At 38.8% G+C, this 13,476-nt stretch carries 16 protein-coding genes; 5 read left to right on the forward strand and 11 right to left on the reverse strand.

Annotated features, from left to right (window positions below):
• Positions 1-367: 367 nt before the first annotated feature.
• From J2S77_RS11000 to J2S77_RS11010, 3 genes are all read right to left on the reverse strand, one after another.
• On the reverse strand, positions 368-784 hold the full coding sequence (locus J2S77_RS11000) for a universal stress protein (RefSeq protein ID WP_306977320.1): 417 nt from the start codon (positions 782-784) through the stop codon (positions 368-370).
• Positions 785-801: 17 nt separating this feature from the next.
• Positions 802-2,268: a SulP family inorganic anion transporter gene (locus J2S77_RS11005; RefSeq protein ID WP_306977322.1), complete on the reverse strand. Its 1,467-nt coding sequence runs from the start codon at positions 2,266-2,268 to the stop codon at positions 802-804.
• A gap of 287 nt (positions 2,269-2,555) precedes the next feature.
• The gene (locus J2S77_RS11010; protein ID WP_306977324.1) at positions 2,556-3,230 is read right to left on the reverse strand and encodes an RluA family pseudouridine synthase; all 675 of its coding nucleotides are present in this window, start codon (positions 3,228-3,230) and stop codon (positions 2,556-2,558) included.
• 168 nt (positions 3,231-3,398) lie between these two features.
• Here J2S77_RS11010 and J2S77_RS11015 point away from each other — a divergent pair, with 168 nt between their 5' ends.
• Both J2S77_RS11015 and J2S77_RS11020 read left to right on the forward strand, forming a co-directional pair.
• Positions 3,399-3,911 (forward strand): RNA polymerase sigma factor, encoded by a 513-nt coding sequence (locus J2S77_RS11015; protein WP_306977325.1) that lies wholly within the window; start codon positions 3,399-3,401, stop codon positions 3,909-3,911.
• Complete coding sequence (locus J2S77_RS11020; protein ID WP_306977327.1) at positions 3,904-4,875, forward strand: hypothetical protein; 972 nt, start codon at positions 3,904-3,906, stop codon at positions 4,873-4,875. Before J2S77_RS11015 ends, J2S77_RS11020 begins: the two co-directional genes overlap by 8 nt.
• A gap of 236 nt (positions 4,876-5,111) precedes the next feature.
• Here J2S77_RS11020 and J2S77_RS11025 read toward each other — a convergent pair whose 3' ends face one another.
• The 7 genes from J2S77_RS11025 to J2S77_RS11055 form a co-directional block, all read right to left on the reverse strand.
• Positions 5,112-5,348 (reverse strand): YkuS family protein, encoded by a 237-nt coding sequence (locus J2S77_RS11025; RefSeq protein ID WP_306977329.1) that lies wholly within the window; start codon positions 5,346-5,348, stop codon positions 5,112-5,114.
• A 49-nt stretch (positions 5,349-5,397) separates the two neighbouring features.
• Positions 5,398-6,318, reverse strand: coding sequence for a P1 family peptidase (locus J2S77_RS11030; RefSeq protein WP_306977332.1), 921 nt, complete (start codon positions 6,316-6,318; stop codon positions 5,398-5,400).
• Entirely contained in the window at positions 6,315-6,815 is a 501-nt protein-coding gene (locus tag J2S77_RS11035; protein ID WP_306977334.1) for a GNAT family N-acetyltransferase, read from the reverse strand. Before J2S77_RS11035 ends, J2S77_RS11030 begins: the two co-directional genes overlap by 4 nt.
• A 99-nt stretch (positions 6,816-6,914) precedes the next feature.
• Entirely contained in the window at positions 6,915-7,238 is a 324-nt protein-coding gene (locus tag J2S77_RS11040; protein ID WP_306977336.1) for a hypothetical protein, read from the reverse strand.
• A 73-nt stretch (positions 7,239-7,311) separates the two neighbouring features.
• Positions 7,312-7,872 carry a DUF5412 family protein gene (locus J2S77_RS11045; RefSeq protein ID WP_306977338.1) on the reverse strand — a complete coding sequence of 187 codons (561 nt, stop codon included), beginning with the start codon at positions 7,870-7,872 and terminating at the stop codon, positions 7,312-7,314.
• Positions 7,873-8,145: 273 nt separating this feature from the next.
• Complete coding sequence (locus J2S77_RS11050) at positions 8,146-8,439, reverse strand: hypothetical protein (RefSeq protein WP_306977340.1); 294 nt, start codon at positions 8,437-8,439, stop codon at positions 8,146-8,148.
• 41 nt (positions 8,440-8,480) lie between these two features.
• Positions 8,481-9,152 (reverse strand): hypothetical protein, encoded by a 672-nt coding sequence (locus tag J2S77_RS11055; RefSeq protein ID WP_306977343.1) that lies wholly within the window; start codon positions 9,150-9,152, stop codon positions 8,481-8,483.
• A 155-nt stretch (positions 9,153-9,307) separates the two neighbouring features.
• Here J2S77_RS11055 and J2S77_RS11060 point away from each other — a divergent pair, with 155 nt between their 5' ends.
• Positions 9,308-9,472 (forward strand): hypothetical protein, encoded by a 165-nt coding sequence (locus tag J2S77_RS11060; RefSeq protein WP_306977345.1) that lies wholly within the window; start codon positions 9,308-9,310, stop codon positions 9,470-9,472.
• Here J2S77_RS11060 and J2S77_RS11065 read toward each other — a convergent pair.
• On the reverse strand, positions 9,469-9,918 hold the full coding sequence (locus J2S77_RS11065) for a hypothetical protein (protein ID WP_306977347.1): 450 nt from the start codon (positions 9,916-9,918) through the stop codon (positions 9,469-9,471). The genes J2S77_RS11060 and J2S77_RS11065 overlap by 4 nt on opposite strands.
• Positions 9,919-10,069: 151 nt before the next feature.
• On the opposite strand from J2S77_RS11065, the gene cydD reads away from it, so the two are divergent.
• Together cydD and cydC are read left to right on the forward strand one after the other, a co-directional pair.
• Complete coding sequence (gene cydD, locus J2S77_RS11070) at positions 10,070-11,782, forward strand: thiol reductant ABC exporter subunit CydD (protein ID WP_306977351.1); 1,713 nt, start codon at positions 10,070-10,072, stop codon at positions 11,780-11,782.
• Entirely contained in the window at positions 11,779-13,467 is a 1,689-nt protein-coding gene (gene cydC / locus J2S77_RS11075) for a thiol reductant ABC exporter subunit CydC (protein WP_306977353.1), read from the forward strand. Before cydD ends, cydC begins: the two co-directional genes overlap by 4 nt.
• Positions 13,468-13,476: the final 9 nt, after the last annotated feature.

The raw sequence follows: 13,476 nt of genomic DNA on the forward strand, positions 1-13,476 counted from the left end.
CGCCATCCCCACCTCATCGCGATAACACATAAATAATCAATGACAAGAGTTGAATTTCATTGCCATGTATTTTACACATAATTATGGACTTGACTCAAGATTTTATTCGGTCGATGGAAAACGAGGTCAACTCGATGGTAAATGGATGCAACTTGCATGATAAATAGTAAATCGCGATGATAAATATAAAATCTCGATGGAATCGGGTGTGATTGCGATGGTAAATGCCATAAACTCGATGGTATCCGATCCATCATGACAAATAGATTCTTTGATTTCACAAAAAAAGCCAAACGAACACATTCGTTTGGCCTCATTTCATTATTTATTTCATAACTTCGTCCACTTATCTCATAAATACAATGATTTATTTAATAATCATTACAGGACATTCGACGCGTTTAGCGACCTTGTGACTGACACTACCTAAGACAAGTGTTTGTAGTTGATTAAGTCCGCGGCTGCCAACAATCGCTAAGTCGTATTCACCATCGTTAGCGAACTTGACGATTTCTGGACCTGGTTCACCATGCAGCATGCTCACATTATAATCAACACCTGCTTCTTCCAATCTTGCTTCAACTGGTGAGATCTTCTCACGACGACGTCTATCAATCTCAAATTTATTCGCGTGGTGCAGTACATCTTTTTTCGAAGTATCGCCATCAATGACAAATACGACATCAATGGTTCCTTCACTTCCCGTGGCTAAATGAATCGCATGTTCAGCTGATCTTAATGAATGCTCTGACCCATCAGTCGCAAGTAAAATTCGTTTATACATATTATTCACCTCTACCTTTAATGACCAGATGCGTTAGATAAAGCACGCATACGATCTTTTAGCGCTTGGCTATCGTCATTTAATCCTGTAAAAATAACCGTCGTTCCATTTTGCGCAAATTTACCTTCAATTTTATCTAATGCTCCAACAGCTGAATCATCCCATAAATGAGCTTGTGAAAAATCAATTTCAACGACTTCAAGTGTTGAATCTTGAGGTGTAAGTTTTGTCTGTAAATCCGTAACTGACGCGAAGAAAATTTGCCCGTTCACAAAGTATCTCATCTTATGAGAAACTTCGTCCATTTGCTCGGTAACTGTCACTTTAGAAATTTTCGCTGCAAAGAATATCGCACTTAAAACGACACCTGCTAATACACCTTTTGATAAATCGTGTGTGACAACCACTGTAACAACCGTCGTTAACATCACAGCCGCATCAGATTTTGGTACTTTATGAATGTAACGAACACTCGACCAATCAAATGTCCCAATCGATACCATGATCATCACACCTACGAGTGCAGCCATTGGAATTTGAACAACAACTGGGCCGAGCGCGATAATGAGAAACATGAGAAATATACCGGCAACAAGTGAGGATAATCGTCCGTTACCACCTGACTTCACGTTAATGACAGACTGTCCAATCATGGCACAACCAGCCATTCCACCGAAAAATCCTGTCGTTACGTTCGCAATACCCTGACCACGACTTTCTTTATTTTTATCACTTTCACTATCCGTCATGTCATCCACAATGCTTGCTGTTAACAATGATTCAAGTAATCCAACCATCGAAAGTGCCAATGCATATGGGAAGATAATTTGTAACGTTTCAAACGTCAAAGGAATATCCGGAATTAAAAAGATTGGTAATTCACGTGTTAAGCTCCCTAAATCGCCAACCGTTTTAACATCAAAGCCCATATAAATGGCAAGGCTTGTAATGACAACGATCGCTATAAGCGGTGATGGGATTGATTTAATGAAGCGCGGCACAATATAAATAATAGCTAAAGCTAAACCTACTAATGCATACATCATCCATCCTGCACCATGAAATTGTTCGATTTGTGACATGAAAATTAAGATCGCTAAAGCATTAACAAACCCAATCATCACTGACCTTGGAACAAACTTCATAATCGTTGCGAGTTTAAATACACCGAATAATATTTGAAGAATACCCGTTAAAATAGTGGCTGCGAGTAAATATTCTAAACCTTCTTCAGCTACAAGGGTAACCATTAAGAGCGCCATGGCTCCTGTCGCTCCCGAAATCATTCCTGGTCTTCCACCAATAAACGCGATTACGACTGCAATACAAAATGATGCATACAACCCGACCATCGGATCGACACCTGCTATAATTGAAAAAGCGATAGCTTCCGGAATTAGTGCTAATGCTACGACAATTCCAGCTAACACATCGCCTCGTACATTTCCAAACCATTCCTGCTTTAATCTTGCTAACAAATTCAACGTCCTCTCTATCTATAAATCCAATTGTGCCTTATTTTTGACACAAAACCTTCATTAGTCTATCACAGAAAAGACGAATCACCTAGCCCCATGTAAGCGTGTACATTGGAAACATACTTTGATTTGCGTTTATATACATTGAATTTCGCTCATTTGCTCAAATTTCGCCTGATTTCATTTAGTGTTTATATAAATTCCTCAAGTTTTGAAATAACTAGATCTAGTTATTTCAAAACTTGATCCAGTTATCTCAAAAATGATTGGAGTTATCTAATAAAATAGGAGATTTATTTCATAAGTGAGTGCCATGGATGTTTATCAGGTGGATAGCTTTCGAAAAAGCGTTCATCCTTCTGAGTCGGATGCTCAATACTTAACTGATGCGACCATAATGCTAGTTGCTGACCAGGTTTATTCACGTCTGCTCCGTATTTTTGGTCGCCATAAAGTGGACATCCAATCGTACTTAGTTGGACGCGTATTTGATGCGGACGACCTGTTATTAAATTTACTTTAACGAGTGATAAGCCATCTGCTTCCGCCAAAACATCATACTCTAATACAGCTTTTTTGGCACCTTTTGCATCCGATTTTGTAACATAAACTTGATTTTTCGACTGATCTTTCACTAAATAATGTTCTAAACGCCCATGCGGGTCAGCAGGACGACCACGTAATACCGCATAATATTGCTTCGTCCAGACATTACGTCGGATTTGATCAGACAATCTCGAAGCTGCTTTTGATGTCTTGGCAAACACCATCACTCCTCCTACAGGTCGATCTAAACGATGGACGAGACCAAGATAAACATTCCCAGGCTTTGCATCACGTTCTTTAATCATTTGTTTTAAATTACTCAATAAATCAATATCCTTTGACTGGTCCTCCTGCACAGGCATATTCACAGGCTTTTCAACGACCAACAAATGGTTATCTTCAAAAAGTATAGGTATAGTCATCACGAATCTCCTTTTACTTCCTTCATTTCCTTCTATCATAGCACAAAGCTAAACTGGCACATATTGGCTTGTACTAATTTTTTCCTATTGCTAAACTTAATACAGAACTGACACAAATGAAACGATCCATCGTCTAATCAAGTGAATTTAGAATCGGAGGCAATAGACATGTCTAAACAAGAAATCGTTTCCGACTGGTTTTACCAATATAATCATGATGTCTACCATTTCCTTGTCTACTATACAGGAAGACGAGATCCAGAAGACCTGGTACAAGAAGTGTTTATCAAAGCTTTAAAAGGTTTAGATAAATTTAGTGGCGACTCGAGTCCAAAAACATGGTTATTTAGTATTGCCCGTAACGTTGCAATTGATGAAATTCGTAAACAAAAGCGACGTGGCTCAGATCAACAGGTGAATTTAGACGAAGCTTATAACATCGGTCATAATGAAACGCCTGACCAACTCGTTTTAACCGATGAACGTCACCAAGAATTATATAACGCTATTCACCAACTGAAACCGAGCTATAAAGATGTTGTGATGTTGCGTGGTATTAAAGAGTTGTCCGTCGATGAGACGGCTAAAGTACTCAATTGGTCGAATCAAAAAGTACGGACAACATATTCACGGGCCCTAAAAGCGCTTGGACAGATCCAAGGAGGATTTCACAATGAGTGAATTTGAAGATAAACAATTAGAAAAACAATTAAATTCCCTCCCAAAACAAAAGATGTCAGACGAACAATCCGAACGCATGCATGCAGAGTTAATGAAAGCGGCCGCTAGCGAAGACCAAAAAGATAAAAGGAGAATGCTTATGCGTCGAATGGTAATTGGTGGTACGTCTGTAGCGGCAATTGTGTTAATTGCCTTTCTCAGTATGATGATTATGAATAATAATCAAGCACAAAATCCTGAATCATCAAGTATGGATCAAGCAAATGAACAACAAGAGGCTGAATCATTTGAAGCTAAGGAAGAAAATGAAGATAGAGCTGGAAATGAAGAAGGTTCCACAGAAAACGGCGAAGCCCAAAATGGTTCTGGTGGTGCACAAAGTGATGATGAAGCTAATAATAATGAAGACGATAGTGACATGACCTCTGAATCTGAAAGCTCAGAAGAGTCGTCCAATCAATCGCCTGAAGATTTTGTGTTGGAACGTGGCGATCAAATTATTGATCAATTAGCGAACAACAATTATGAAGCTGTCGCAGAACATGTTCATGAAGAACAAGGTTTACTATTCTCACCTTATGTGAATGTAAGTGATGAAGATTTAGTCTTCGAAGCTAATGAAGTCGCTCAATTTGAATCTGATGAATCAACTTATAATTGGGGTAATGAACACGGAAGTGGACATCCAATCGAACTAACTCCTATGGAATACCACAACGACTATGTATTTCAAAAGGATTACACGTCTTATGACGAACGAAATATTAATGAATTTAAAAAACGCGGCAACACCATCAATAACATCAACGAACAATTTCCAGATGCTCATGTCGTAGAATATTATGTAGAAGGCAGTGGCGAAAGTGCAGATATGAACTGGAATGCGATCAACCTTGTTTTTGAACAAAATAGTCAAGGCGAATGGAAACTCGTCGCGATCATCAATGACCAATGGACAATTTAAACGTTTATGAACTTGAACTTGGCTATAACGCCAAGTTCTTTTTTTATGTTCCAAAAAGATTTGCATCAAATATTATATATGTTACACCACAATAATGTTTCATTGAATCAAATTTTATCTAACATACTCTAATATTGATCAATACGCCAAGCACCAAACATCTTGAATCAAAAGTTTCTAGGTTCTAAGTCAAAAAAGAGGTACTTCATATAGAAGCACCTCTTTCTGGGCAATCGTTACACCCGTGCTTGTACAGCCTGAACAACTTCATCCGTCGACATGCCGTGGCAATTCACAACTGGAGCACTTGTCGTTTTGTCACTCATGCCCATCACATTGTTATCTTGTCCTGACACGCAGCAGCAATCGCATTCAGGAACTTGTCCACCTTCAAGCGCGACAACTTCATATCCTTCTTGTGTAAGCGCTTGTTCTAAATCCGACATGCTTTGTTCAACAGCAATTCGCGGCATCTTCTCACCTCCGTTTAAGCAAACTTAGTCTTAAACAGAAATGATTTTTTTATGCTCCACTTACCCGAACTGCGTTTAAAATCGCTTGTTCTAACGTATCACAAGCTAAATCCGATACAACATTAACGTCATACTTTTCGTCGCCTGTTCCAAGTGCAAATACTGTATCACCATCCAACATGGTATGTGCAGGCGACATCGTACGAGCGATCGCATTTTGTGCGACTTGGGCTACTTTTGTCGCTTCTGCTTTTGTCAAATTTGCATTTGCTGCCACAACAGCAAGAGTTGTGTTCGTTCCGGCTAAACCACCAGCATCAGGCTGTTCTCTAAGCACTTGTCTGCTATTTAGAAATTCGCCTGATTCTAGATTACGTGCACCTGCAACAATCGTATCTGTCGAAGGATTGACGACGTCACCAAATGCATTAACAGCTACAATAGCTCCCACGACTAACCCATTATCAAGTGTAAGCGATGCGCTACCAATACCGCTTGGACTCGACGCATCAAATCCAGCGACTTTGCCCACTGTAGCACCAGACCCTACACCGACAGACCCTTGAATGACAGGAAATTCCGTCGCTCGTTCCGCTGCTTCATAACCCATTGCCGCATTCGGTCTAATAGTTGGGTCACCTACCGCTAAATCAAATAAAATCGCACTCGGGACGATCGGGACCTTCGCAACCCCGACATCCATACCTACACCTTGTTCTTCTAAGTACTGCATAACGCCACTCGCCGCATCCAGTCCATATGCGCTACCGCCAGCTAAACTAATGGCATGGACTTGATCAACGAGATTAACTGGATCTAATAAATCTGTTTCTCGTGTTCCTGGAGCAGACCCACGGACATCCACGCCACATGTCGCTCCTTTATCTGTCACAATCACTGTACAGCCAGTTTTGGCAACTTGATCATCAGCATGACCAACACGAATACCTGGGACTTGAGTAATCGTCATGCTTCATCAACCTCCAATTCCAAGACCATCCGCACAGTTGATAACGTATGACCAGCGAACACTTCATCGAATTCTTTCACTACTTTAAAACCTTTTGCTTCGTAAAAACGCATCCCTACTTCATTTTCTTTTTCCACATCGACATAAAGATAACGAAGCGACATTAATTGTTGGATTCCTGTTTGCAATAACATACTCCCAATACCTTGTCCAATATGATCAGGATGCATATAAATAGCGACAAGATCCGCATCCCCTTGTTCATTAACTGGTGTGAAATTCGAAAACCCAATAATTCCGTTTTCATCTTCAGCAACCCAGAAACCGCCCCGCATCAAGCGTTGCTGCATATTATAATCATTATATGCTTCTATTAAAAATGCATCTTGCACGTGACGTGGCAAAATACCATCATATGTATCATGCCAACTTGCTTGCGCCACCTCACGCACTGATTGGAAATCATTTTGATCTAAAGCTCGTACTGTTACTGACACGGTGCAAGCCCCCTTAAAATCATTTCTATCTAAAATTGTATCACAATTTAAACCGCATAGGTATAAAAACGCCATTTTTTATGCGAAATTTCTGACTATTCATTCGGATGGCTCTTCTATGTTAGTCGCAAGAACTTGGTTATCTTCGGTATATCGAAATTCGATTTGATACAGAGCTTCTTCCTTATGCTCGTCATAGATAGTTAGGCTGTTATCAAACTGAAAACCATTTTCTTGGACATATTTCGTTAACGCTTCAATCTTATCCGATTCGACATCTGATGCGATCAAAGCTTCTTCTAATATTAAATCCTCAAGAAAGTCTCCAGTAGTTTTCGATTTGTTCGTTTCAACCATATACAACGCTGTTACGATAACTAGAGACAATGTTAATACAGCTATGATCCAATTTTGCTTAATCATTCTGCACACCTCATTAATTTACTAACTATACGGAAAAATGAAATTTATACAACTTTGGTTTTTATTGACTATCTTATAAATCCGCTTCATAGCAATCATCATAATCCTGCTTAAGCACCCAACTCCGACAGGCATCACCACGATCGTGATAAATTTCACTTGTTACATCTAAGGTTACACTTCGATCTTGATTTTGGTAGCGAGGATCATTGTTTTCAATCTCTAATGTCTCATCATCAACCCAATCCATTTGGAAGTCTTGTTTGACATCACTATAGTAAATGATTTTCATTTGATCGTTGTTTGCATGGTTAACGACTTCAATCCAGACATTAACTCCCCCTGCAGCTCCACCGTACGGTTCGTAATAAGCACTAGCCGAATATGTTTCATCTGGTGACTCAATTGGGCCTGGTCCATCTTGTACATGTGCCCGATTAATTTCTTCAAACGTAAAGAAATAACGTTCATAAATGATGGTTGAGCCTAATAATAAAACACATGACAACGTTGCAAGAAGCATCTTGCGTGGAAAAGGCTTCTTTTTAATCACAGATACAACAATTATGATGACTAATATAAGTAATAAAACAATGGTGATTAATGCCATGAACAATGCTAGTAAAATAACCATATTTTAACCTTTCAAAAAATTTTTAACTACGGATTGGTTGGAAATGTGATGTCAGCTGAGATACATTCCACTTTATACAATAATTTTTACAATTGATCAGCGTCATTTAGTCGCTTATCATCGAGTGAGTTTGTGTTTCCATCGAGCTAGATGCACTTATCATCGGGTTTAGTGCACTTTCCATCAACTTGGCACGCGTTTCCATCGAGTTTGCATGATTTACCATCGACATAAGAGGATTTACCCGCGAGTTCACACGTTTTATCGTCGAGATCATAAACCGTACACAATAACCCCGAAATCAAGTTGAGAATTTATTCCAAGTATGACGACAATCAAGAGTGATAACACAATGTTAACCCAAAATATAGCTCCTCGCCCGTTTAACTTGGCTCGATAGCTCTCAAATAGAGTGGTAACCAAGATAGACATAAACAAAAATGTATACCCTAACTTATAAGCTTCCTCTAAAAATAAAAAATAAATAGTCGCTCCAATTAATCCAAATCCAATAATTAGATAAAATGTTTTAATCGTAGGATTCGGCGATATATGATCTTCACTCATAAGGAATATACTCCTTTCTAAAAATTGTTTTATCAGCGAGTTTAATCACGTTTATCTCTTAATAAATCCACAACCTCATCTGAATCCATCTTATAGATATATCGATCAATTCTTACTAATGGTTCACCAAAATAAAATTCTAGCTGATTTCGCTTTTGATCACTCATCAATTCTAATGTAATATTTGAGTGTACCACTGGTTGATAATATCGACGTAACTCGACCTCTGACAATGCATCTAATATGTCTTCAATTTCATCCTCTTCTTCTAACTCTGTTACATAAACATCACCCGGACTAAAACTCGTTTTAATGGTTATACTTGTGATCTCTTCTTCACTAAGTTCATCTAAAAAAGCTTCATCCATGGTCGTAAAACCTTGTAAATAAGTAAACAGTCCCGTCGAGCCAATGACTATGATGCTAATTATTGTGAGCCATTGGATTAAACGTTTACTTTTCCCATCTATGTAAATACGAATAACTGTAGCGATTAAGGCTAATACTAACGAAATTGGTAGCCAAGTAATGAGAATATCTGTGATCATAAATCGACCTGTTACATAAACCACTCCAGTCAAAGCAAAGCCTAGCATCAGTATTACGGTCATAAGTGGAGACCACCACCATGCAAGATTATAAGACATAGCAACTCCACCAAATAAGACAAGCATTAACGACAAGACTAGCAACGAATCAAATTCAAGCAACACACCAATTCCCCCAAAATATTCATAATTAATAAACCCTATTTTACCGATATAATTTGTAAAAATCAAAAAACTTTTCCAGTTAAATGTCAATTAATCGTAAGGCTATTTTTCATACGTTATAATAAAATGAGAAACAATGATTGAGGTGAAGATAAATGAAGCGACTATTAATGATTGGACTTATTTTATTAACCGCTGTATTAGCTGGATTAAACCGTTTATATCATCAACCTTGGTTATATTGGGCTTCTTTAATTACTATTCTTGTCACGTTAGCTATTGTGGTCATAACAGGTGTTAAACGAAATAGAGACGATTAACGACTGATTTTCTGTTCAAAGAAAACCTCTTCAACATTAGTCCCGTCAATACGATTATTAAACTGAATCCCTTCTTGTTCTAAATGAACTTCCAACACACCGTTATTCCCATAACGATCTGAATCGTAATCAAATGCTCCCACACCATCCTCTAACCCTTCTAAAGGGCCAAGCATTGAATTTAGAATGCGACCATCATGGTCTATTACGTCATATTGGATTTGGTATTGTCCCTCTTCTTCGAATAATTGGATTTGCTTATATGAAGTCCCTTCCCCTGCATAAGTTGACCACGTACCCAAATACTCTGATGGTTTATCAGGGTTCCCTGCTTCAAACGACTTCAATGCTTCAGCCATTTCATCTACTTGCTCACTTGATTCACTATTTTGCTGACAAGCTACTAAAAGCAAGCTAATGAATATGATTATAATTAATCGTTTCACGTTAGATCCTTCCTTTCTGCCCTTATTATAGATGATACCCACCTAAAAGCATATCCGTCACGAAATTTTCACCCATAAACTAGCCATTTTAATTAAAAATGACGGACAAAAGGCGTACAATGGAAGGAAAATAACGAAAGGACGTTTGTCGATGTCGCTACTAAAATCCTATGTGTCCCGCATAAGTCTCATTCAACTCATCAGTGTCCACTTATTATCAGCCACGATGATTGTACTGCAAGCTTTTCTCATTGTTTACATTATTAATAGTATCTTTCTAAATAATGCGTCATTTCTAGATGTGGTGTTTTATTTAATTGGACTCATTATGGTGATGTCTCTTCGGGCGCTCTTGACATACACATCTGGACACATTGGGATTTCGCTTGCCAAAAACGCAAAAGCTAAATTACGAATGCAATTAATCCATCATTATACGAAACAACCAATCGAATTGGCATCGCAGGGGCGTTCGGGTAGCAAAGTTTCGACATTGCTAAATGTTGTCGATCAAACGGATGCTTATTATCGTGAGTATTTACCGCAGATGGTCCGTGCTTCCATCGTGCCACTAACGATCTTAATTATTATGTTTACTCAAAATTGGGTATCTGGCGTTATTGTCTTAGTTACTGCGCCATTCATCCCGATTTTCATGGCTATTATTGGTCTTAAGACAAGGGATAAATCTGAAGAGCAATTGAATGCGTTATCCAACTTTTCTGGACAGTTTCTTGATTCAGTACAAGGTTTAACAACGCTTTCCTTATTCGGACGTGCTCATAATGAGCAAGATTTGATTGAAAAGAGAAGTGACCAGTTCCGTGACGCGACACTTGGAGTGCTTAAGGTCGCTTTTACATCGGCATTTATGATGGAATTAATCTCGATGTTAAGCATTGGGTTAATTGCTTTAGAGCTAGCTGTTGGTTTGATTATTTTTGATTCGATTCTATTTACAACGGCATTCTTCGTTTTATTATTGGCACCTGAATTTTACATCGCTTTGAAAGATTTGAGCAGTGCCTTTCACTCTGGTCGAGAAAGCATTACAGCAGGTAAAAAACTTGAAGACGCTTTAAATGAACAGGCTGAGTCAATTAATTGGGGGGATCAAACGATTGTCTCTGTCCCACCAAGAATTACGTTCAGTCATGTAACATTTGCTTATCATTCAGAACCAACTTTAAACAACATTTCAACGACAATAGAGCCAGGTGATAACGTAGCTATAGTCGGACCTAGTGGCGCTGGTAAAACGACATTTTTACATGTTTTAGCCGGATTATTGCCAGTTCATAATGGGACAATTTTTATCAATAACTTAAAACAATATGATTTACGTGAGGACGTTTGGTTCCAACAGTTAAGTTACATTACGCAATCTCCTCATGTATTTGCTGGTTCAATTTACGATAATATCGCCATTAGTAAGCCAAATGCTAATTTTGATGACGTACAGCAAGCAGCAGACCTCGCCAAATTAACACCCTTAATCAATTCTTTAGAGAATGGACTTGAAACAGTTGTTGGTGAAGGGGGCCGTGGACTTTCTGGTGGGGAAAAACAACGTCTCGCCTTAGCGCGTGCATTTTTAAAACAACCTTCACTTATTTTGTTCGATGAGCCAACTACAGGACTTGATTTAGAAACAGAACGGACATTAAATCATGCCATTTCTACTTTAAGTGAAAACGCAACGGTCATCACGGTCGCTCATCGTATTCATACGATTCAATCGGCTGACAAAATTCTTGTCATGGAAAACGGGGAATTGACCGCTGAGGGCACAGATGAAATGCTTAAGCAATCAAGTGAAACGTATAGAGCATTACTCGATCGTCGTGGAGGTGTTAACGCATGACAGGTCTAAAATCGATTATTAAACAACTTTTAAAAGAAAAACGTGAGATTCTTTTATCTATTTTATTTGGATTTATCGGCGGAATTGCTGCTGTCGGCTTATTTAGTGCCAGTGGGTATTTAATTTCACAAGCAGCTTTAGGTGTTCCGATTTATGCGTTAACAGTCGTCATTGCTACTGTGAAGCTATTAGGTTTCACACGTGCAGGTTCGCGTTATATAGAACGACTTGTCTCTCACCGAGCAACCTTTACGATGCTGAAACATATTCGTGTTCATTTCTTTAATCGTCTGTATCAACTATCACCAGCCAGACTTGGTCGTATGAAGTCGGGTGATTTATTATCTCGTGCTGTTAATGACGTTGAGTCGCTTCAAAATCTATTTTTACGTGTTTTATATCCACCGATTGTCATTTTATTAGTTTTTCTCGCGACAACCTTATTCACAGCTTATTTTTCAGTATGGATGGCGCTATGGCTATTGTTCGGACTGAGCTTATCACTTATTATTCTTCCAGCCATCTTTGCCTGGTTGCAACACGAAACAGATGAAGCAACGACTGAACAAGCAAGTGCTCTCTCAGCTGAAGCTACAGAAACATTATATGGGTTTCAAGATTTAACGATTCATCAGGCTATTGATACTCGTATTCAAACATTTAGTGATTTAAATGATGACTATGAAAATGCCGTTGCACGTAGCCGCATACGTGAACTCGTCCATCAAACGCTTGATGGGTGGATCGGCTTTGCGATTACATGGGGTGTGTTATCAATCGGCAGTTATCTGAGCGCAGCTGGTGAAATGGAAGCCGTTTGGTTATCTATGTTTATGTTACTTTCGCTGACCGTTTTTGAGAATACATCACCAATGGCGGCGTTTCCACAATATTTTCGTGACAATAAACAGGCGGCCGATCGTCTATATGCGCTAGATCAACCAGAGCCATCGGGTGATGAAACATTGGACGATCAACAAATCAGAGCACAATTTGATCAAGTATCATTTACGTATCCAAATGAAGAACGTCAAACGTTAAAGAATATATCATTCTGTATAAAGCCAGGGTCTAAAACAGCCATTATTGGAGCAAGTGGCTCAGGTAAATCTACTATTTTGCAATTGCTATTAAAGCTTGAACAGTTAAATAAAGGTGATATCTTCATCAATAATCGTAATATCAACAATCTGATTCCTTCTACGATATGGAATCAAGCTAATGTGGTCATGCAAGATGACACCTTTTTTGCTGGAACTATTCGAGATAACTTATTGTCAGATACTAATGATGATTCACGGCGTGTGGCATTAAATAAAGCAGCGCTAGAATCTTTCAATTTAGACGATCCCGTATATGAAAAGGGTGATAACTTATCTGGCGGTGAAAAGCAACGCCTAGCTATTGCGCGCGTGCTACTAAGAGAAGCCTCTCTTTGGTTATTAGACGAACCGACCTCTTCACTGGACCGAGTTACTGCTGAGCGCATTATGAACCAAGTCTACACACAGGCTCAAGATAATACAGTGGTTGTCGTTAGTCATGAGTTAACTGGATTAGAAACATTCGATCAAATTATCGTACTCGACCAAGGTGAAATCGTTGAAACGGGTGACTTTGATACTTTAATGTCTAAGCAAGGCTATTTATATAAGCTTAAACAAATTGAAAAGGCTGTGCTTTAATGCACAGCC

Origin of the sequence: Alkalibacillus salilacus (genome assembly GCF_030812915.1) — a bacterium.
In the GTDB taxonomy this organism is placed as follows: Bacteria; Bacillota; Bacilli; order Bacillales; family Alkalibacillaceae; genus Alkalibacillus; species Alkalibacillus salilacus.